Source organism: Phenylobacterium sp. (genome assembly GCF_013822795.1).
Lineage (GTDB): Bacteria > Pseudomonadota > Alphaproteobacteria > Caulobacterales > Caulobacteraceae > Phenylobacterium.
Genome location: NZ_PNLB01000012.1, coordinates 125,117 through 144,556 on the forward strand (window position 1 = coordinate 125,117; position 19,440 = coordinate 144,556).

Below are 19,440 nucleotides of genomic sequence, written 5' to 3' on the forward strand. Positions count from 1 at the left end.
CGTCCCTGACAGACGCTACTTCTTGAAGGTCAGTTCGCGGGCGGTCAGGCCGCCGCGCAGGACGCGGACCTGTTCGCGCGAGACCGCGGCCTGGTTGCTCTTCGTGACGCTGCCGAAGGCCTTGGCCATGATCGCCTCGTTCTCGTCGAGGCTGCGGTCGAACACGGCCATGTTCTTGTATTCGATCATCAGGATGACGTCGGCCTCGCCGTCGCGCGGATTGTCGACAGCCAGGACCCGGTAGTCGAGGACGTCGCCGCGGGCCTTGTCGGCCTCCTGGATGTTGCGCCAGGTCGAGTTCAGGTAGGACATGTAGTCGTCGAACATGCCCGGCTTGGTCTCGATATAGGAGATCTGCCAGACCGGGCCCAGGTCGTAGGTCCTGGGGGCGTTCTGAGCCATGGCGGCGCTGCTGAGTCCCAGGGCCAGGGCGGCGGCGGCAAGAATAGTTCTCACGCAAACTCTCCTTTGTTCTTTGCGCGGGCTTGCGCGACGGGAGCTTGCTCTGCTGTATTCGAAAGAACAACGTTACTCAGGTTGTGGTGCAGCTCGCAGCGTCCACAGCACCCAGATCGAGACCGGCAGGTTGATCAGCACGGCGGTCAGCACCCCGGGAGCGTAGCCGCCGAACGCCCAGGCGGCGGTGACATGCGGCACCGGCACGTTGAGCAGCAGCACCACGGCCACGGCGCGCAGGGTGATGACCTTGGCCGAGGTCACCGAGCCCGTCGCCGCCCACGCCGCCAGCAGCCCGATGGCCAGGGTGATGGCGGTCAGCAGCAGGGCGAACACCGCCGGATCGGGCCGCCACCAGGTCAGATGGTAGCTGTCGAGCATCGCCTCGACATGGCCGCCCAGCAGGGCGTAGGCCAGCCCTTCTTCGAGGTTGTGCAGGGCGAGCGCGGCGATCAGCGCCAGCCCGGCGGTGCGGCGGCTCCCCATCCTAGTCGCCGGCGCGGGGCCCGAAGTCGGGGCTGAAGCGGATGTTGTCCTTGGCCAGGCCGTCGATCACCACCTGAGCGCCGCCGCTCTTGATCATCCATTCCAGGCGGTGGTCGCGGTACTCGCGCTTGAATAGGCCCTGACGGACCAGCTCGGCGACGTTGGGCATGGCCGCGGCGCGCGACGAGGCCGCCGCTTCCTCCGCCGTTCGGGCGACCGAGCTGCGGGCGTTGGCGCGTTCCAGCCAGGCGGCGAGACGGGTGCCCTTGTCGGGCGGCAGGCCGTGGCCGACCGAGCCGTTCAGATAGGGCGCGACGGCCAGGTCGCCCCAGCCGAAGCGCTCGCCGTTGAACCAGGTGCGATCGGCCAGCTCGTCTTCCAGCCAGGCGAACCAGCGGCGCGTCTGACTGGCGGCGCGGGCCAGCAGGGTGCGTTCCAGCTCTCCCTCGGCTCTCCGGAACCAGCGGATCTCCGACAGGCCCCAGTTGATCGCCTCGAAGTGGGTGTCCATCGCCTCTTCCAGCATCCGCACGCGGGCGCGCTCGGCGGCTCCGGCGGGCAGCAGCGGCGGGTCGGGCCAGCGGTCCTCGATGTATTCGAGGATGATGGTCGAGTCGAAAATTCGGACCTCGCCGTCGACCAGGGCCGGGACCTCGGCGCGGGGATTGGCCTGCAGGAACTCGCCGGCCGCGCCGCCGGCTCCGAGGCCGCCGGGCGTCAGGGTCTCGAACGGCTGGCCCTTCTCGCGCAGGGCGATCTTGACCTTCTGGGCGTAGGGCGACAGCGGGTGGTCGTAGAGCTTGAGCATGGCGTGGCTCCCTCCAGCGGCATGATCGAGCCGCCTTCGCGGGGCGGAAGTCAACACGAGCGCTTGACGGCCCCGGCGGAAGGCCGCTCCAGTTCGGCCAACAACTGTTTGAAAACGAGGGAGGCGCCTGTGGCCTACAAACCATTCGACCTGACCGGCAAGGTGGCGCTGGTGACCGGCGGCAACGGCGGCATCGGCTTCGGCATGGTCGAGGCCATGGCCCAGGCTGGCGCCGACATCGTCATCTGGGGCTCGAACGCCGGCAAGAACGCCGATGCGGCCGAGAAGCTGAAGGCGACCGGCGTGCGGGTGCTGACCCAGGTGGTCAACGTCGCCGACGAGGAGGCTGTGCGCGCCGGCATGGTCGAGGCGGTCAGCAAGATGGGCCGGGTCGACACCGTGGTCGCCAACGCCGGAATCGGCGGCGGCGCCAAGTCGTTCGCCGAGTTCGACACCGCCACCTATCGTAAGGTGCTGTCGGTCAATCTGGACGGGGTGTTCTTCACCTTCCGCGAGGCCTGCAAGCACATGGTCGAGCGCTCGGGCCAGGGCGATCACGGCGGCTCGCTGGTGGCGATCTCCTCGCTCTCGGCGCTGGACGGCGCGGCGCGCAACGAAGCCTATGCGGCCACCAAGGGCGCGCTGATCCCGATGATCCGGGCGATCGCCGTCGAGCACGCCCGCTACGGCGTGCGGGCCAACTGCATCCTGCCCGGCTGGATCGCCACCGACATGACGGCGGGCGCGCAGGACAACGACAAGTTCAACGACAACGTCATCAAGCGCGTGCCGATGCGGCGCTGGGGCAAGCCGGCCGACTTCGGCGGCATGGCGGTCTACTTCGCCTCGGACGCCTCGGCCTTCCACACCGGGGACTCGGTGCTGATCGACGGCGGCTACGCGATCTTCTGAGGAATGATCCTCCCCTCTTGGGGGAGGTAAGCGCGACGGAGGGGGACTGCTCTCAAGCAGCTTGAGTCAAAGTCCCCCTCAGTCAGCCATGCGGCTGACAGCTCCCCCAGAGGGGGAGCATCTGAGGTGAATGACGTCGGGTCATAGTTTCCATGGGGCTCGCCCGGCGCCATCCTCCCGGCCATAAAATTCGGGAGGATTTCGATGAGCCTGCATACTCCGCTGTGCGATCTCCTGGGTGTGAAGCACCCGATCATGCTGGCCGGGATGGGCGGCGTCTCCTACGCCGAGCTGGTGGCCGCGGTGTCCAACGCCGGCGGCTATGGCGTGCTGGGCATGGCCGGCCGCACCCCCGACTTCATCCGCGACGAGATGCGCAAGGTCAAAAGCCTGACCGACAAGCCGTTCGGCGTCGATCTGCTGGCCGCCTCGCCGGAGAGCCTGACCGCCTCGGTGGAGATCATCATCGAGGAGGGCGCCTCGTCCTTCGTCGCCGGCCTCGGCGTGCCGATGCCGATCATGGAAAAGCTCAAGAAGGCCGGCCTTAAGGTCATGGTCGTCTGCGGGGCGGTGAAGCACGCGGTGAAGGCCGAGCAGGCCGGCTGCGACGCGGTCATCTGCCAGGGCGGCGAGGGCGGCGGCCACACCGGCCTGGTCGGCACCATGCCGCTGGTGGCCCAGGCGGTCGAGGCGGTGAAGATCCCGGTGGTGGCGGCCGGCGGCCTCTATGACGGGCGTGGTCTGGCCGCGGCCCTGACCCTGGGCGCGACCGGCGTCTGGATGGGCACCCGGTTCATCGCCTCGCAGGAAGCCCATGCCGGCGAGATGTACCGCCAGGCGATCCTGGAGGCGGCCGACGAGGACACCATCCGCACGCGTTCGTACTCGGGCAAGCCGATGCGGGTGAAGAAGAACCCCTATGTCGAGGAATGGGAGACCCGTCCGCAGGACATCCAGCCCTTCCCGATGCAGGCGATGCTGTCGACCCGCGAGGGCGTGATGGGGGGCATCGGCGGCCAGCTCGAGGGCCTGGATCCCGACCGCTCGTGCTTCGCTATGGGCCAGTCGGCCGGCGGCGTGCACGAGGTGTTGCCGGCCGCGACGATCGTCGCCAACCTGATCAAGGAAGCCGAAGCGGCCATTGACCGCACGGCCAAGCTGCGCGCCGGCGTGCCGGCCTAAAACGCAAAAGAGCCCGCCCCCGGGGCTGGCGGGGACGGGCTCGGTCTTGCGGCGGAAGGGGTGTGTGCGCCTTCCGCCGGCGTTCCGGACGTTACGCTGCGACCTTGGCCGCAATCTGGGCCAGGTGGCGGCCTTGGAAGCGCGCGCCGTCCAGTTCGTTGGCGCTGGGCTGGCGCGAGCCGTCCCCCGCGGTGATGGTCGAAGCGCCGTACGGGCTGCCGCCGGTGATCTCGTCCAGCTTCATCTGGCCGGCCCAGGCGTAGGGCAGGCCGACGATGACCATGCCGTGGTGCAGCAGCTGGGTGATGGTCGAGATGATCGTCGTCTCCTGGCCGCCATGCTGGGTGGCGGTGGAGGTGAAGACGCCGCCGACCTTGCCGACCAGGGCGCCCTTGGCCCACAGGCCGCCGGTCTGATCCCAGAACGCCGCCATCTGCGAGGCCATGCGGCCGTAGCGGGTGCCGACCCCGACGATGATCGCGTCGTAGTTCGTCAGGTCCTCGACCGTGGCGACCGGCGCCTCCTGGTCGAGCTTGTAGCCCGAGGCCTTGGCGAGCTCGGCCGGCACGGTTTCCGGCACGCGCTTGATGTCGACGGTCGCGCCGGCTTCGCGCGCGCCTTCGGCCACCGCCTTGGCCATGGTTTCGATGTGGCCGTAGGTCGAGTGGTAGAGCACGAGGACTTTGGTCATCGGGAGTTCCTGCTTCGGATGAAAAGGGGCGGCCCGGACGCGGGGGGCTGCGTCCGGGCCTAGTCAGCGTCAGGCGGCGTCGACGAGGACGAGTTCGGAGTCCTCAAGGGCCGTGACGCGGATCGTCGCTTCGTCGCGGATGGCCAGGCCATCGCGGGCGTTGGCCTTCACGCCGTTGACCTCGATCGCGCCAGTGGCGGGCACGAGATAGGCGTAGCGGCCCTCGCCGAGCTGGTACTCGGTGGTCTCGCCGGCCTTCAGCGTGGCGCCGGCGACGCGGCCGTCGGCGCGGATCGGCAAGGCGCCTTCATCGCCGTCGATGCCGCTGGCCAGGGTCACGAACTTCCCGGAGCGGTCGCCCTTGGGGAAGGGCTTGGCGCCCCACGAAGGCTCGCCGCCGGCCTTGGTCGGCAGGATCCAGATCTGGAACAGCGTCGTGTCTTCGTTCTCGACGTTGTACTCGGCGTGACGGATGCCCGAGCCGGCGCTCATCACCTGCACGTCGCCCGCCTCGGTCCGGCCCTGGTTGCCCAGGCTGTCCTGGTGGGTGATCGCGCCGCTGCGAACGTAGGTGATGATCTCCATGTTCGCGTGCGGGTGCGGCGGGAAGCCGGAGTTCGGGGCGATCTTGTCGTCGTTCCAGACGCGCAGGGCGCCCCAGCTCATCCGCTTGGGGTCGTGATAGTCGGCGAACGAGAAGTGATGCTTGGCGTCGAGCCAGCCGTGGTTGGCGCCGCCGAGGGTGTTGAAGGGTCGAATGTCGATCATCTTCGGTACTCCGGGGGACGGGTTTGCTTGGGCCGTCCGTTCGAGAAAAAGGTAGCGATCCCCTGGAATTTAGAAATAGAAACGATGGAAACGGATCGTTTCCGAAATTGACATGACCAAGCTGCCCGACTTCGAAGCGTGGGCGATTTTCGCCAAGGTCGCCGAGACCGGTTCGTTCGCCCGCGCCGCCGACGAACTGGATCTGTCCAAGGCCACCGTCTCCAAGGCCGTCTCGCGCTTGGAAGCGCGCCTGGGGGCCGGACTGTTCCACCGCACCTCGCGGCGGCTGTCGCTGACCGAGAGCGGCCGCAACGCCCTGGAGCGCGCCAACCGCATCCTGGCTGAGGGCGAGGCGGTGGAGGCCGAGACGGCGGCGCAGTCGGTGATCCCGCGCGGGGTGGTGCGGCTGGCCGCGCCGGTGTCGTTCGGCCTGCTGCACATGGCCGACATCCTGCCCGACTTCCTGGCCCGCTATCCGGAGGTGACGCTCGACGTGAACCTGGCCGACCACAAGGTCGACCTGGTGGCCGAAGGCTATGACCTGGCGGTGCGTATCGCCCAGCTGCAGGACTCCTCGCTGCTGGCGCGCAAGCTCTGCGACATGCGGGTGATGCTGGTCGGGGCGCCGCACTACTTCGAGGCGTTCGGCAAGCCGCAGCATCCGCGCGACCTGACCCAGCACCGCTGCTTCACCTACGCCAACGTCGAGACGCCGGACCTGTGGCGGTTCACCAATGCGGCCGGCGAGGAGCAGAGCGTGACGGTGACCGGGCCGATGCGGGTCAACAGCTCCGAGAGCCTCAGCGCCTCGCTGCGGGCCGGGCTGGGGGTGGCGCTGCAGCCCGAGTTCATCTGTTGGCGCGACCTGCAGGAAGGGACGCTGGAGACCGCGATGTGCGACTGGCGCCCGCCGAACCCGGCGCTGCACATCGTCAGCCCGCCGGGACGGGTGCGGCCGGTGCGGGTCAAGGTGCTGATGGATTTCCTGGCCGAGCGGCTGGCCGCCGCCCCGTGGCAGACCGGGCTCTAGGCCCCGGGCGTGAACGTCGTCGGTTCGCGGTTGAAGCGCCCGAAGGTCGCGAGGCAGCCCTGCCAGACGCCCAGGTGCTGTTTCATCTCCGCGGCGTTGGTGCGCGCGCTGAGCATAGCGCCGTACATGACGTTGGCGCGGCCGTCGTCGGTCAGGTAGCCGCGGCAGGCGACCTGGCTGCGATTGAAGACGTTGATCTGCGCCAGGTTCGCGCCGCGCCGCTCGAAGGCGGTGGAGAAGGCGACCATGCCGCAGGCCTTGCCCTGGGCGTCGCAGTCGACGAACTGCGCGCCGAACTTGCCGCCGGGGGTGGCGATGTCGAGCACGACCACGCCGTCGGCGCCGCCCACGATGCTGGCCTTGGCGTCCATCGAAGCCAGCAGGCCGACCAGCGCGCCCGGATCGCGGGCGTCGAAGGCGCCGGTCGCGGCCGACTTGACCGCCGGCTTCGGGGCGGGCTTGGCCGGTTCGGCGGCGAGCGCCGGCGCGGCCGCGGCGAGGGCGAGAACTACGGCAAGGACGCGCATGCGGGCTTAGCTCCAGCGTGGAGGAGGAGGGCTAGCGTCTTCGGGCCATGGGTGACAAGCCGGGGCCTGGGGATTTAAGTGCGGCCCATGCGCCGCGTCCTGCCCATCGTCGCCGCCCTCCTGCTGGCTCCCGTCCCGAGCCTGGCGCAGGAGCGATCGCCCGAGATGCGCCAGACCCTGGTCGAACTGAGCCGGGTGCTGGGCGAAAGCCACGCGCTGCGCCAGGCCTGCGAGGGGAGCGACGACCAGTACTGGCGCTCGCGCATGAACCGCCTGGTCGAGACCGAGAGCGCCGATCCCGAGCAGGAGGCCCAGCTGAAGGACAGCTTCAACGCCGGCTTCGCCGAGGGGCGGCGGCTCTATCGTGGTTGCGACGACGGCGTGCAGCGGGCGCAGGGACTGACGGCCGCGCGAGGGCGCGAGCTGGCCACGGTGCTGTCCCACGCCCAATACCGCAGCGGGGTGGTGCAGCCGACGCCGCAAGACGAGGACGTGACGGCGGAGCCCGCTCCGCGCTAGGGTGGCGCCTGTTCTCGGGGAGGTTGTCATGGAATTGACTGCGGTCGTCGTCCTACTGATCCTGGCTTTGGTGATCCTGTTCGGGGCTATCAAGATCGTGCCGCAGGGGCGCGAGTTCACGGTCGAGCGCTTTGGCCGCTACACCCGCACGCTGGCGCCGGGCATCAGCTTCCTGACCCCCTTCGTCGAGGGGATCGGCCGCAAGGTGAACATGATGGAGCAGGTCCTGGACGTGCCCCAACAGGAGGTCATCACCAAGGACAACGCCGTGGTGAAGGTCGACGGCATCGTCTTCATCCAGGTCATGGACGCTGCGGCGGCCGCCTACCGCGTCGACAACCTCAACTACGCCATCGCCCAGCTGGCGATGACCAACCTGCGCACCGTGGTCGGCTCGATGGAGCTGGACGAGGTGCTGTCGCAGCGTGACCAGATCAACACCCGCCTGCTGCACGTCATCGACGCCGCGACCGGCCCCTGGGGCGTGAAGGTGGCGCGGATCGAGATCAAGGATCTGATGCCGGGGCCCGACATCACCAACGCCATGGCCCGCCAGATGAAGGCCGAGCGCGAGCGCCGCGCGGTGATCACCGAGGCCGACGGCGAGAAGTCCGCGGCCATCGCCCGCGCTGAGGGCGCCAAGCAGGCCGCGATCCTGGAAGCCGAAGGTCGCCGCGAGGCGGCCTATCGCGACGCCGAGGCGCGCGAGCGCGAAGCCGAGGCCGAGGCCAAGGCGACCGCCATGGTCTCGGAGGCCATCGCCCGCGGCGACGTCAACGCCATCAACTACTTCGTCGCCCAGAAGTACGTCGAAGCCTTCGCCAAGCTGGCCGACAGTCCGCAGCAGAAGACCGTCATTGTGCCGGCGGAGATGTCGGCGCTGGTGGGCTCGCTTGCCGGGGTCGGCGAACTGGTGAAGACGATCCGCACCGACGACCCGCCGCAGCGTCCGGCCCCGCCGCGCGCGCCGCGCAGCGCCGTCCCGCCGACCGGAGCCTGAGCCGATGAGCCCGCTGGCCGAGTTCTACGTCACCCATGGCTTCTGGCTGTGGGCCGCGGTCGGGGCCGCGGTGCTGGCGATCGAGATCGCGTTCGGATCGGGCTGGCTGCTGTGGCCGGCCGCCTGCGCCGCCGTGGTCGCGGTGGTCAGCCTCTTCACCCGCAACGCGGTGGTGGAGATCGGCCTGTTCGCGGTGCTGACCATCGTCACCACCCTGGCGGCCCGGCGCTTCTGGCCGCGTGAGCGGACCTTGGCCACCGACATCAACGACAACGTCGCGCGGCTGGTCGGGCACCAGGGCCGGGTCTCGGCCGCCTTTGTGCACGGGGCCGGGCGTGTGCTCATCGACGGCAAGGAATGGGCGGCCGAATCCGAGGACGGCGCGCAGCTGGAGCTGGAGGCGATCGTCGAGGTGACCGGCCTCAGCGGCGGCTCGCGGCTCCGGGTGCGGGTCCCGCGCTGACCTCCTCGAGGAAGCGGCGCAGGTTGCGCAGGAAGGGCAGCGCCTGACGGAACTCGGCGTCGGTGAAGCCCTCGCGCAGGAGCTCCATCTTCCACTTCATCTCTTTCAGCACGGCGGCGTGCTGCTCCAGCCCGGCGCGGGTCAGGCGCACGCGCTTCTTGCGCCCGTCGCTGACGTCGCCCAGCACGCTGACCAGGCCAAGTTCGCTCATCTTCTGAAGGATGTTGGTCAGGGCGGCCTTGGACAGCATCATGTCGCGGGCCAGCTCGGCCGGCGTCTGGCCGTCGCCGTTGCGGACGAAGTGCTGCAGCAGTTCGAAATGCGCGAAGGTCATGCCCGACGGCAGGTGCTGCTGCACCGACTGGCGGATCAGGTGCTCGATGACGCCGATCTCGCTGAACACGGCGACGTCGGGACGATCTTGCAGGATCGGGGCCATGGTTCGGCCTTCTGTTGTTCAGGCCCGAACATGGTTGTCGTTCGGACTTGAACGGTCAAGCCTTGCGCGCGGCTTCCAGACCCTTGCGGGCGAGCGCGTCGGCCCGCTCGTTCAGCTCGTGGCCGGCGTGGCCTTTGACCCAGTTCCAGCTGACCTCGTGACGGGCGCGGGCCGCATCCAGCCGCCGCCAGAGGTCGTCGTTCTTGACCGGCTTGTTGTCGGCGGTCTTCCAGCCGCGCTTCTTCCAGCCGAAGATCCACTCCGAAATGCCCTTCATGACGTAGGTGCTGTCGGTGTGGAGCTCGACCTTGCAGGGCTTCTTGAGGGCTTCCAGCGCCTGGATCGCGGCCATCAGCTCCATGCGGTTGTTGGTCGTCCCCGGCTCGCCGCCGCAGATCTCCTTGACGTGCTCGCCGGAGATCATCACCGCGCCCCAGCCGCCGGGGCCGGGATTCCCCGAGCAGGCGCCGTCCGTGTAGATCACGACCTGAGGCGTCACGAGGCCTCGCCCAGCAGGACGAGGTCGGGCGCCGAGCGGTGGACGGCCAGCTTGCGCTCGTACTCCAGCGGGTCCTTGGGCCGGACCAGCGCCCCGGCCGGCGTGGCGTGCCAGTCGTGCAGCCGGGTCAGGAAGAAGCGCATGGCTGCGCCGTGGGCCAGGGCCGGCAGGGCGGCGCGCTCAGCGCTCGTCAGCGGGCGGTGGGCCTCATAGCCGGCGAGCATGGCGCGGGCGCTGGTGATGTTGAAGCTGCCGTCGGCCTCGAAGCACCAGGCGTTCAGGGCCACGGCGATGTCGTAGGCCAGGAAGTCGTTGCAGGCGAAGTAGAAGTCGATGGTCCCGGCGAACTTGCCGCCCGGATGGAAGAAGACGTTGTCCGGGAAGTAGTCGGCGTGGATCACGCCGCTGGGCAGGTCCTTGGGCCAGGCGGCGGCGAGGCGCGCCAGGTCGCCGTCGATCACCGCGGAGAGGCCCGGCTTCAGCGCCTCGGCCTGGGCCTTGAGCCCCGCGAACATCGGCGCCCAGGCGTCTTGGCCAAGGTCGTTGGCCCGGGTCATGGAAAAGCCGTCGGCGGCCAGGTGCAGGCGGGCCAGGCCCTCGCCGGCCTCGCGGCAGTGGGCGGCGGTCGGGCGGCGGACCGACAGGCCCGGCAGGAACGAGAAGATCGCGCAGGGCTTGCCGCGCACGTGCTTCAGCGCCTCGCCGGCCTTGTCGATCATCGGCGTGGCCGACGGATATCCGTGCTGGGCCAGCCAGCGGGTCAGGCCGAGGAAGAACGGCAGCTCGTCCTCGCGCACCCGCTTTTCGTAGACGGTGAGGATGAACTTCCCGGCCTCGGTCTCGAGCAGGAAGTTCGAGTTCTCGACGCCTTCGGCGATGCCCTTGAACGACACGGGGGCGCCGAGGTCGAAGTCGGAGAGGAGCGCGTTCAGCTCCTCGTCGGTGATGTCGGTGTAAACGGCCATGCTGGCGCGGAAGTGCGGGAGCGCGGGCCGCGCGTCAAGCGTCCGCTGTCAGCTTGCGCGGCAGCTTGAAGCTGACCGTCTCGCGGACGGTGTCGACTTCCTCGACCGTGACGTCGAAGGCTTCGGCCAGGCGGTCGATCAGGCCCTGGACCAGCAGCTCGGGCGCCGAGGCCCCGGCGGTGACCCCGACGGTCGCCACGCCGTCCAGCCAGGAAAGGTCCAGCCCGCGGGCGTCGTCGATCAGGTAGGCGCCCTTGGCCCCCGAGCGCTTACCGACCTCGACCAGGCGCACCGAGTTGGAGGAGTTGGCCGAACCCAGCACCAGCAGCACCTCGGCGCGTTCCGAGATCGCCTTGACCGCCTCCTGGCGGTTGGTGGTGGCGTAGCAGATGTCTTCCTTGTGCGGGGCGGCGATGTCCGGGAACCGCTCGCGCAGGGCCGCGACGATCTCGGCGGTGTCGTCGACCGACAGGGTGGTCTGGGTGGCGAAGGCGACGTTGGCCGGGTCGATCGGGTTGAAGGCGCGGGCGTCCTCGACCGTCTCGATCAGCTGAACGACGCCGTCGGGCAGTTGGCCCATGGTGCCGACGACCTCCGGGTGGCCGGCATGACCGATCAGCACGATCTCCTTGCCGGCGTCGTAGTGGCGCTGGGCCTCGACGTGGACCTTGGAGACCAGCGGGCAGGTGGCGTCGAGATAGAGCATCTGGCGGCCCTTGGCCTCGGCCGGCACCGACTTGGGCACGCCATGGGCCGAGAACACCACCGGGCGGTCGGTCGGGCACTCCGACAGTTCCTCGACGAACACCGCGCCGAGGTCTTTCAGCCGCTCGACCACGTGGCGGTTATGGACGATCTCGTGGCGCACATAGACCGGGGCCCCGTACTTCTCGATGGCGCGCTCGACGATCTGGATCGCGCGGTCGACGCCGGCGCAGAAACCGCGCGGCGTGGCCAGCAGGACCGTGAGCGGGGGGCGAGGGCGGGGCTCTTGCAACATGGCCGGCAAGTTAGGCGTTCAAGCCCGTGTCCGCCAGCCGCGTTGCGGCCTCAATCGATAGCCATTACTAGGGACGATGCACGCGCACCGCCCCTGCGGCGGCGCGCCCCTCTGGTTTGGACGACCTTGATGCGCCGCTCCCTGATGCTGCTTGCCGCCGGCCTGATCGTGGCCGGGTCCACGGTTCCTGAGCTGGCGCTCGCCCAACGCCGCGGCAACGACGAACAGCGTCAGCAGGAAGAAGCCTCCAAGAAGCGCAAGCGCGATTCGGAATGGAGCGACGTGCAGGCGCCGCTGCCGCAGCTGCGCAACGCCGGCCCGTGCCCGTATGTGAAGGTGCTCTACGACGCGGCTCGTTACGTCGAGTTCAAGGACAACCGCGAGGCGTCCTCGGCGGTCGGCTTCTCGGGCGAGATCCAGGGCATTTCGGCCGGCTGTCAGTACAAGGACGACGAGCCGATCAAGGTGACGATGGAAATCCTCTTCGAGCTGGGCAAGGGCCCGCTGGCCGAGGGTTCTACGAAGAACTACCGCTACTGGGTGGCGGTGACCAAGCGCGGCGAATCTGTGATCGCCAAGGAATACTTCGACCTGCCGATCAACTTCCCGACCGGCCAGGATCGCCTCTACGCCACCGAAACCATCAATCAGATCACCATTCCGCGCGCCACCATGACCACCAGCGGCGCCAATTTCGAAGTGCTGGTCGGTTTCGACGTCACGCCGCAGATGGCGGCCTTCAACCGTGACGGTAAGCGCTTCCGGCTCAACGCCGGGTCGGCCGTCGCCGGGAACACCAACGAAAAGAAATGAGCGACCTGAAAAGGGGCCTGAGCGAAGCGGTCGCCGCCGCTTTCGCCGCGGCGGGACTGCCGGCCGAACTCGGCCGGGTGACGCCGTCTGACCGGCCCGACCTGGCGGACTTCCAATGCAATGGGGCCTTGCCCGCAGCCAAGGTGGCCAAGCGCGACCCGCGCGAGATCGCCGCCGAGGTGGTGGCGAACCTGACCGGTGACCCGCGCCTGGCGTCGGTCGAGGCCGCGGGCCTCGGCTTCATCAACATGCGTGTCAGCGACCAGGCCCTGTCGGCCCGCGCCGCCGAGATCGCCGCCGACCCGCGCCTGGGCGCGCAGGCGGTGGAGACCGCGCGCAAGGTGATGATCGACTACGGCGGGCCGAACGTGGCCAAGCCGATGCACGTCGGTCACCTGCGCTCGTCGATCATCGGCGAATCGCTCAAGCGCATCTACCGGTTCCGAGGCGACACCGTGCTGGGCGACGCCCACTTCGGCGACTGGGGCTACCAGATGGGGCTGCTCATCGGGGCGGTCACCGACGAGGATGCGTCGATCGCTGCGCTCGTCGAGCAACTGAACGCCAAGGGAGAGGTCAGCGACGCCGATGAGGCGGCGGCCTTCGCTCTGTTCGACGCGAAGGTCAGCCTGGCCGACCTCGACCGGCTCTATCCGCTGGCCGCGGCCCGCGGGAAGACCGAGCCGGATTATCGCGACCGGGCCCGCAAGCTGACCGCCGAATTACAGGCGCGCCGGGCCGGCTACTTCCTGCTCTGGCGCCACTTCGCCAAGGTGACCAAGGTCGCCCTGGAGCGAGACTTCCACGCCCTGGGCGTCGATTTCGACCTGTGGAAGGGCGAGAGCGACGTCGACGAGCTGATCAAGCCGATGGTCGAGGACCTGGAGGCCAAGGGCCTGCTGGTCGAGGACCAGGGCGCGCGGATCGTGCATGTGGCCGGTCCGAACGAGACCAAGAAGAAGAAGCTGCCGGACGGCTCGGTGGTCGTGGTCCCGAGCCCCGACCCGCTGCTGGTGGTCTCGTCCGAAGGCTCGGCCATGTACGGCACGACCGACCTGGCGACGATTCTCGACCGCAAGCAGAGCTTCGGCCCGGACCACGTGCTCTACGCCGTGGACCAGCGTCAGGCCGACCATTTCGAGATCGTGTTCCGCGCCGCCTACCTGGCCGGCTACGCCGAGAAGGGCAGCCTGGAGCACGTCGGCTTCGGGACCATGAACGGGACCGACGGCAAGCCGTTCAAGACCCGCGAAGGCGGCGTTCTGAAGCTGAACGACATGATCGTCATGACCCGCGACAAGGCGCGCGAGCGCCTGCACGAGGCGGGCCTGGGCGCCGAGCTCGATCCCGACACCTTCGAGGACACCGCCCACAAGGTGGCGGTCGCGGCGCTGAAGTTCGCCGACCTGCAGAACTTCCGCGGCACGTCCTACGTCTTCGATCTCGACCGCTTCTCCAGCTTCGAGGGCAAGACCGGACCGTACCTGCTGTACCAGGCGGTGCGGGTGAAGTCGGTGTTGCGCAAGGCGCAGGCCGAGGGCGCCGAGCCGGGGCCGATCGTGGTCGCCGAACCGGCCGAGCGCGACCTGGTGTTGCTGCTCGACGCCTACGACCAGGCGCTGATCGACGCCTACGACAAGAAGGCCCCGAACTTCATCGCCGAGCACGCCTACAAGCTGGCCCAGGCGTTCTCGAAGTTCTACGCCGCCTGTCCGATCCTCAGCGCCGAACCGGCGGTGAAGGCCTCGCGCCTGGCCCTGGCGCAGACCACCCTGCGCCAGTTGGAGCAGGCGCTGGACCTGCTGGGCATCGCCGCGACCGACCGGATGTAGGTTCGGCTGGGGCGTTCAGGCGTCCCAGGCCTGCACTGTGACCTGGTTGCGGATCCGGCCGTGGTCGAGGTCGAGCATCGCGGTGCAGAACACCTTGGTCCCGTCCGGGTAGGCGCAGGATTCACTGAACGCCATGTGCGCGTCGTCGGCGACGGCCGACTCCAGCTTGTGGGTCATCGCCCGGCCGCAGACGTCCTCGTAGTAGCGGGCGATCTGGTCCTTGCCGCGCAGCTCCATCGGGGCGCTGGGGGTGTGGTCGCGGTCGATGATCTGGATGACCGCATCGTCGACATAGAAGCCGATCAGGGCCGAGGCGTCGCGGCCTTCGAGCGCGTGCTTCAGGGACTTTGGGGTGATTGAGGGCATGGCGCCGTCTCCGCCAGACGGGTCCCGCGGCCGAGGCGGTCGCTGTTATGCCTGGCGAAAGAAACTTACCACGCGGCGGCCCGCGCGGCGACGCCGGCGCGCAGATCGTCACAAGCGCTCGCCCGGCGGCGCGTGGCGCATTGACTCCCATTCGGTGATCGAAGAGTTATGCGGCGACTCTCGCGGGAGAGATCGGGCCTTTCGGGGTCCGGAGCCGAAGGCGCAACCGCCCCGGAAACGCTCAGGCAAAAGGACCGCGCGAGCTGATGCACGCTGGAAAGTAGCGCCGGGAAACCGGGGCTCGCCGAAGGAGCAAGGGACCGCCTGGTCCTGAAATCTCTCAGGCTCAGGGACAGCGGGGGCGCGAACGTCGCGAGGGCATGGCCCTTTTGCGCGCTCGCGAAGTCATCAGCCGGAGTCCGCCGTGTCAGACGAGAACTTGAAGACCACCCCGCTCAACGCCGCGCACATCGCCGCGGGCGCCCGCATGGTGCCGTTCGCCGGCTATTCCATGCCGGTGCAGTACAAGGACGGCGTGCTGAAAGAGCATCTCTGGACCCGCGAGAATGCCGGCCTGTTCGATGTCTCTCACATGGGCCAGGCGCGGCTGCGCGGCGTCTCGCCGCTGTCGGCCTTCGAGGAGGTCACTCCCGGCGACTTCATCGGCCTGAAGCCCGGCAAGCAGCGCTACTCGGTGCTGCTGAACAAGAAGGGCGGCATCATCGACGACCTGATGGCCGCGCGTCCGGACGACGACGGCCTGTTCGTGGTGGTCAACGGCGCCTGCAAGGACAACGACTTCAAGGTCATCGACGACGAACTGGCCGGTCAGGTGCGCATCGAGCGCCTGGAGGACCGCGCGCTGCTGGCGCTGCAGGGTCCGAAGGCCGCCGAGGTACTGGCCCAGCATGCGCCGGACGCCGCCGGCATGGTGTTCATGGACGCCCGCGCGATCACCGCCTTCGGGACCGACGCCATCGTCTCGCGCTCGGGCTATACCGGCGAGGACGGCTACGAGATTTCGATCCCCGCCTCGGAGGCCGAGCGGGTCTGGAACACGCTGCTGGCCGACGAGCGCGTGAAGCCGATCGGCCTGGGCGCCCGCGACAGCCTGCGCCTGGAAGCCGGCTTGCCGCTCTATGGCCACGACGTCGACGAGACCGTCAGCCCGGTCGAGGCGGACCTGGCGTTCTCGGTGTCGAAGAAGCGCCGCGACGCCCGCGACTTCCCAGGCGCCTCGCGCATCGCCAAGGAGCTGGCCGAGGGCGTCACCCGCAAGCGCGTGGGGTTCGTCGTGCTGGAAGGCGCGCCGGCCCGCGAGGGCGCGGAGATCGCCGACGAAGAAGGCAATGTGATTGGCGTTGTCACGTCGGGCGGCTTTTCGCCTAGCCTCGGCAAGCCGATCGGCATGGGCTTCGTCCCGCCGGCCTACGCCGAGCTCGGTTCAAAGCTGAAAGTCATTGTGCGGGGCAAGGCCCAGACCGCCGAGGTCACGGCCATGCCCTTCGTTCCCCATCGTTACGTCCGCAAGCTCTGAGAGAGGGCCCTTTATGCGTTTCACCAAGGATCATGAGTGGGTCGTCGTCGAGGGCGACGTCGCGACCATCGGCATCACCGCCTACGCCGCCGAACAGCTGGGCGACGTCGTGTTCGTCGAGGTCCCGGAAGCGGGCAAGTCGGTCAAGGCCGGCGACAACCTGGCCGTGGTCGAGAGCGTGAAGGCGGCGTCTGACGTCTACGCCCCGATCTCGGGCGAGGTCGTCGAAGGCAACGCCGCGCTCGGCGATGCGCCGGAGACGGTCAACGACCAGCCGGAAGGCCTGGGGTGGTTCGCCAAGATCAAGGTCGCCAACCCGGCCGAGGTCGAGGCGCTGATGGACCGCGCCGCCTACGAAGACTTCCTGGGCACGCTGTAAGCCCGAACCATCCTTCGCCCCGGCGCAAGCCGGGGCCCACGCCGACGCGCCGCTCGCAGGAGCGGGGAGTGACGAGACGATGAGATACCTGCCCCTTTCTCCGGCCGACCGTGCGCAGATGCTGGCGACCATCGGCGCGGCGTCGATCGACGACCTGTTCGTCGACGTGCCGCAGGCGGCCCGCAAGGCCGAGCTGTTCGACCTGCCGCTGCACGCCGGCGAGCTGGAGGTCGAGCGCGAGCTGGCCGGGCTGGCGGCGATGAACCGTCCGGCCGGGGCAGGGCCGTTCTTCTGCGGGGCAGGGGCCTATAAGCACCATGTCCCGGCGACGGTGGATCACATCATCCAGCGCTCGGAGTTCCTGACCAGCTACACGCCCTATCAGCCGGAAATCGCGCAGGGCACGCTGCAGGTGCTGTTCGAGTTCCAGACCCAGGTCGCGGCCCTGACCGGGCTCGAGGTGGCCAACGCCTCAATGTACGACGGCTCCACGGCCTGCGCCGAGGCGGTGATGATGGCCCAGCGCGTCACCCGCCGGAAGAAGGCGGTGCTGTCGGGCGGCCTGCATCCGCACTACGCGGCGACCACCCAGACCATCGCTCATGCCGAGGGCATGGACATCGTGCGTCAGGCCGCGGCGATCGACGCTGAAGCCGCGGTGCTTGAGGCGATCGACAGCGACACCGCCGCGGTGGTCGTGCAGACCCCCAACGTCTTCGGCGTCGTTACGGACGTCACGAAGATCGCACAGGCGGCCCACGCGGCCGGCGCGCTGCTGATCGTGGTGACGACGGAAGCCGTCTCCTACGGCCTGCTGAAGTCGCCGGGCGAGATGGGCGCCGACATCGCCGTGGCCGAAGGCCAGTCGATCGGCAACGGCCTGAACTTCGGCGGTCCCTATGTCGGCCTCTTCGCCTGCCGCGAGAAGCTGGTGCGGCAGATGCCGGGCCGGCTCTGCGGCGAGACGCTCGACGCCGAGGGCCGCCGCGGCTTCGTGCTGACGCTGTCGACCCGCGAGCAGCACATCCGCCGCGAGAAGGCGACGTCGAACATCTGCACCAACTCGGGGCTCTGCGCCCTGGCCTTCACCATCCACCTGTCGCTGCTGGGCGAAACGGGTCTGCGCCAACTGGCGGCGCTGAACCACGCCAAGGCCCGCGAGCTGCGCGACGCGCTGGCCGCCGTGCCGGGCGTCGAAGTGCTGACCCCGCGGTTCTTCAACGAGTTCGCGATCCGCCTGAAGGGCGACGCGGCCGCCGCCGTCGACGCCCTGCTGGCCGACGGCGTCGTCGCCGGCGTGCCGTTCTCGCGGCTCGACCCGGGCGCCGGCATGGACGATGTCCTGCTGGTCGCCGCGACCGAGACCACCACCACCCAGGACATCCAGATCTTCGCCCAGGCGCTCGCCGGGAGGACCGCGTAATGACCATGCTGAACGTTGGCCGTCCGACCCGTCCGGAAGGCGCCGCCGAATCGACCGGCCATACCTCGCTGACCGGCGGCCGCGGGCTGCTGCAGGACGAGGCGCTGATCTTCGAACTGGGCGGCTGGGACAAGACCGGCGTCGATCTGGCCCCGGCGGCGCAGGACGCCTCGGACCTGGGCGACCTGGTGCGCGCCGCGCCGATCGGCCTGCCGGGGCTTTCCGAGCCTGAAGCGATGCGCCACTACGTGCGCCTCAGCCAAAAGAACCACGCCATCGACCTGGCGCTCTATCCGTTGGGTTCGTGCACGATGAAGCACAACCCGCGCCTGAACGAGAAGATGGCGCGGCTGGCCGGCTTTGCCGACCTGCATCCGCTGGCCCCCCAGGCCACGGTCCAGGGCGCGCTGGCGCTGATGGACCGCCTGGCCCACTGGCTGAAGACCCTGACCGGCATGCCGGCGGTGGCGCTGTCGCCGAAGGCCGGCGCCCACGGCGAGCTTTGCGGCCTGCTGGCCATCAAGGCCGCGCATGAGGCGAACGGGCAGGGACATCGCCGCACCGTGCTGGTGCCGACCTCGGCCCACGGCACCAACCCGGCCACCGCCGCCTTCGTCGGCTATTCGGTGGTCGAGATCGCCCAGACCGACGACGGCCGGGTCGACACCGCCGACCTGGCGGCCAAGCTGTCGCCGGACGTGGCCGCGATCATGGTTACCAACCCCAACACCTGCGGCCTGTTCGAGCGCGACATCCTGGAGATCTCGCGCCTGACCCACGAGGCCGGGGCCTACTTCTACTGCGACGGCGCCAACTTCAACGCCATCGTCGGCCGGGTGCGCCCGGGCGACCTGGGCGTCGACGCCATGCACATCAACCTGCACAAGACCTTCTCGACGCCGCACGGCGGCGGCGGGCCGGGCGCAGGTCCGGTGGTGCTGTCAGCCGCGCTGGCGGCCCACGCGCCGGCCCCGTGGGTGGTCGCGGGCGAGGACGGCTTCAAGCTGGTCGAGGAGACCATCGACGAGGCCGCCCAGGGCTTTGGCCGCATGAGCGCGTTCCACGGCCAGATGGGCATGTTCGTCCGCGCCTACGCCTACATGGTCAGCCACGGGACCGACGGTCTGCGCCAGGTGGCCGAGGACGCGGTGCTGAACGCCAACTACATCAAGGCCCGGCTCTCGCCGGTGATGAGCCCGGCCTTCCCGGAAGGTCCGTGCATGCACGAGGCGCTGTTCGACGACGCCTGGCTGGACGGCACCGGCGTGACCACCCTCGACTTCGCCAAGGCGATGATCGACGAGGGCTTCCATCCGATGACCATGTACTTCCCGCTGGTCGTCCA

At 69.0% G+C, this 19,440-nt stretch carries 23 protein-coding genes and 1 riboswitch; of the genes, 12 read left to right on the forward strand and 11 right to left on the reverse strand.

What is annotated here, in order from left to right; genetic code table 11:
• Window positions 1-15 precede the first annotated feature (15 nt).
• The 3 genes from C0481_RS12440 to C0481_RS12450 all read right to left on the reverse strand — a co-directional run bounded on the left by C0481_RS12440 (window position 16) and on the right by C0481_RS12450 (window position 1,750).
• The gene (locus C0481_RS12440) at window positions 16-456 is read right to left on the reverse strand and encodes a hypothetical protein (protein WP_293404149.1); all 441 of its coding nucleotides are present in this window, start codon (window positions 454-456) and stop codon (window positions 16-18) included.
• 72 nt (window positions 457-528) lie between these two features.
• The gene (locus C0481_RS12445; RefSeq protein WP_293404151.1) at window positions 529-942 is read right to left on the reverse strand and encodes an HXXEE domain-containing protein; all 414 of its coding nucleotides are present in this window, start codon (window positions 940-942) and stop codon (window positions 529-531) included.
• Between the two features lies 1 nt (window position 943).
• Window positions 944-1,750, reverse strand: a complete 807-nt coding sequence (locus tag C0481_RS12450) for a glutathione S-transferase family protein (protein ID WP_293404153.1) — start codon at window positions 1,748-1,750, stop codon at window positions 944-946.
• Between the two features lie 129 nt (window positions 1,751-1,879).
• On the opposite strand from C0481_RS12450, the gene C0481_RS12455 reads away from it, so the two are divergent.
• Window positions 1,880-2,662, forward strand: coding sequence for an SDR family oxidoreductase (locus C0481_RS12455; RefSeq protein ID WP_293404155.1), 783 nt, complete (start codon window positions 1,880-1,882; stop codon window positions 2,660-2,662).
• Between the two features lie 204 nt (window positions 2,663-2,866).
• Window positions 2,867-3,844 (forward strand): nitronate monooxygenase family protein, encoded by a 978-nt coding sequence (locus tag C0481_RS12460; protein ID WP_293404157.1) that lies wholly within the window; start codon window positions 2,867-2,869, stop codon window positions 3,842-3,844.
• A 91-nt stretch (window positions 3,845-3,935) separates the two neighbouring features.
• On the opposite strand, the gene wrbA is transcribed toward C0481_RS12460, so the two are convergent.
• Both wrbA and C0481_RS12470 read right to left on the reverse strand, forming a co-directional pair.
• Window positions 3,936-4,535, reverse strand: a complete 600-nt coding sequence (gene wrbA, locus C0481_RS12465) for an NAD(P)H:quinone oxidoreductase (RefSeq protein WP_293404159.1) — start codon at window positions 4,533-4,535, stop codon at window positions 3,936-3,938.
• 69 nt (window positions 4,536-4,604) lie between these two features.
• Entirely contained in the window at window positions 4,605-5,303 is a 699-nt protein-coding gene (locus C0481_RS12470) for a pirin family protein (protein WP_293404161.1), read from the reverse strand.
• 112 nt (window positions 5,304-5,415) lie between these two features.
• On the opposite strand from C0481_RS12470, the gene C0481_RS12475 reads away from it, so the two are divergent.
• On the forward strand, window positions 5,416-6,333 hold the full coding sequence (locus C0481_RS12475) for a LysR family transcriptional regulator (protein WP_293404163.1): 918 nt from the start codon (window positions 5,416-5,418) through the stop codon (window positions 6,331-6,333).
• On the opposite strand, the gene C0481_RS12480 is transcribed toward C0481_RS12475, so the two are convergent.
• On the reverse strand, window positions 6,330-6,860 hold the full coding sequence (locus C0481_RS12480) for a hypothetical protein (protein WP_293404165.1): 531 nt from the start codon (window positions 6,858-6,860) through the stop codon (window positions 6,330-6,332). The genes C0481_RS12475 and C0481_RS12480 overlap by 4 nt on opposite strands.
• A gap of 87 nt (window positions 6,861-6,947) precedes the next feature.
• Between C0481_RS12480 and C0481_RS12485 the strand changes: the two genes are divergently transcribed.
• From C0481_RS12485 to C0481_RS12495, 3 genes are read left to right on the forward strand one after another with little or no spacing between them, the layout of a single operon-like run.
• Window positions 6,948-7,379: a TIGR02301 family protein gene (locus tag C0481_RS12485; RefSeq protein ID WP_293404167.1), complete on the forward strand. Its 432-nt coding sequence runs from the start codon at window positions 6,948-6,950 to the stop codon at window positions 7,377-7,379.
• Between the two features lie 28 nt (window positions 7,380-7,407).
• Window positions 7,408-8,379 (forward strand): SPFH domain-containing protein, encoded by a 972-nt coding sequence (locus C0481_RS12490; protein WP_293404169.1) that lies wholly within the window; start codon window positions 7,408-7,410, stop codon window positions 8,377-8,379.
• Between the two features lie 4 nt (window positions 8,380-8,383).
• On the forward strand, window positions 8,384-8,842 hold the full coding sequence (locus C0481_RS12495) for an NfeD family protein (RefSeq protein ID WP_293404171.1): 459 nt from the start codon (window positions 8,384-8,386) through the stop codon (window positions 8,840-8,842).
• On the opposite strand, the gene C0481_RS12500 is transcribed toward C0481_RS12495, so the two are convergent.
• Genes C0481_RS12500 through ispH form a run of 4 tightly spaced genes read right to left on the reverse strand, consistent with a single transcriptional unit; the run spans window position 8,802 to window position 11,745 of the window.
• Window positions 8,802-9,281 (reverse strand): MarR family transcriptional regulator, encoded by a 480-nt coding sequence (locus tag C0481_RS12500; RefSeq protein ID WP_293404173.1) that lies wholly within the window; start codon window positions 9,279-9,281, stop codon window positions 8,802-8,804. The two genes, C0481_RS12495 and C0481_RS12500, sit on opposite strands and share 41 nt — an antisense overlap.
• 55 nt (window positions 9,282-9,336) lie before the next feature.
• Window positions 9,337-9,780 (reverse strand): ribonuclease HI, encoded by a 444-nt coding sequence (gene rnhA / locus C0481_RS12505; protein ID WP_293404175.1) that lies wholly within the window; start codon window positions 9,778-9,780, stop codon window positions 9,337-9,339.
• Window positions 9,777-10,745 carry a homoserine kinase gene (thrB, locus tag C0481_RS12510; RefSeq protein ID WP_293404177.1) on the reverse strand — a complete coding sequence of 323 codons (969 nt, stop codon included), beginning with the start codon at window positions 10,743-10,745 and terminating at the stop codon, window positions 9,777-9,779. Before thrB ends, rnhA begins: the two co-directional genes overlap by 4 nt.
• A 34-nt stretch (window positions 10,746-10,779) precedes the next feature.
• Window positions 10,780-11,745, reverse strand: coding sequence for a 4-hydroxy-3-methylbut-2-enyl diphosphate reductase (ispH, locus tag C0481_RS12515; RefSeq protein ID WP_293404179.1), 966 nt, complete (start codon window positions 11,743-11,745; stop codon window positions 10,780-10,782).
• A 129-nt stretch (window positions 11,746-11,874) separates the two neighbouring features.
• Between ispH and C0481_RS12520 the strand changes: the two genes are divergently transcribed.
• Window positions 11,875-12,558, forward strand: coding sequence for a Tat pathway signal sequence domain protein (locus tag C0481_RS12520; protein ID WP_293404181.1), 684 nt, complete (start codon window positions 11,875-11,877; stop codon window positions 12,556-12,558).
• Window positions 12,555-14,390 carry an arginine--tRNA ligase gene (argS, locus tag C0481_RS12525; RefSeq protein WP_293404183.1) on the forward strand — a complete coding sequence of 612 codons (1,836 nt, stop codon included), beginning with the start codon at window positions 12,555-12,557 and terminating at the stop codon, window positions 14,388-14,390. Before C0481_RS12520 ends, argS begins: the two co-directional genes overlap by 4 nt.
• Window positions 14,391-14,405: 15 nt before the next feature.
• On the opposite strand, the gene C0481_RS12530 is transcribed toward argS, so the two are convergent.
• Entirely contained in the window at window positions 14,406-14,756 is a 351-nt protein-coding gene (locus C0481_RS12530; protein ID WP_293404185.1) for a nuclear transport factor 2 family protein, read from the reverse strand.
• 173 nt (window positions 14,757-14,929) lie between these two features.
• Window positions 14,930-15,023, forward strand: a riboswitch (glycine riboswitch).
• A 157-nt stretch (window positions 15,024-15,180) separates the two neighbouring features.
• Here C0481_RS12530 and gcvT point away from each other — a divergent pair.
• The 4 genes from gcvT to gcvPB all read left to right on the forward strand — a co-directional run.
• Window positions 15,181-16,293, forward strand: a complete 1,113-nt coding sequence (gene gcvT / locus C0481_RS12535) for a glycine cleavage system aminomethyltransferase GcvT (RefSeq protein ID WP_293404187.1) — start codon at window positions 15,181-15,183, stop codon at window positions 16,291-16,293.
• A 13-nt stretch (window positions 16,294-16,306) separates the two neighbouring features.
• Window positions 16,307-16,672: a glycine cleavage system protein GcvH gene (gene gcvH, locus C0481_RS12540; protein ID WP_293404189.1), complete on the forward strand. Its 366-nt coding sequence runs from the start codon at window positions 16,307-16,309 to the stop codon at window positions 16,670-16,672.
• 79 nt (window positions 16,673-16,751) lie between these two features.
• A complete protein-coding gene (gcvPA, locus tag C0481_RS12545; RefSeq protein ID WP_293404191.1) occupies window positions 16,752-18,095 on the forward strand; it encodes an aminomethyl-transferring glycine dehydrogenase subunit GcvPA in 1,344 nt (447 codons plus the stop codon).
• A partial coding sequence (gene gcvPB / locus C0481_RS12550; protein ID WP_293404193.1) for an aminomethyl-transferring glycine dehydrogenase subunit GcvPB occupies window positions 18,095-19,440 on the forward strand: 1,346 nt, incomplete at its 3' end. The genes gcvPA and gcvPB, both read left to right, overlap by 1 nt.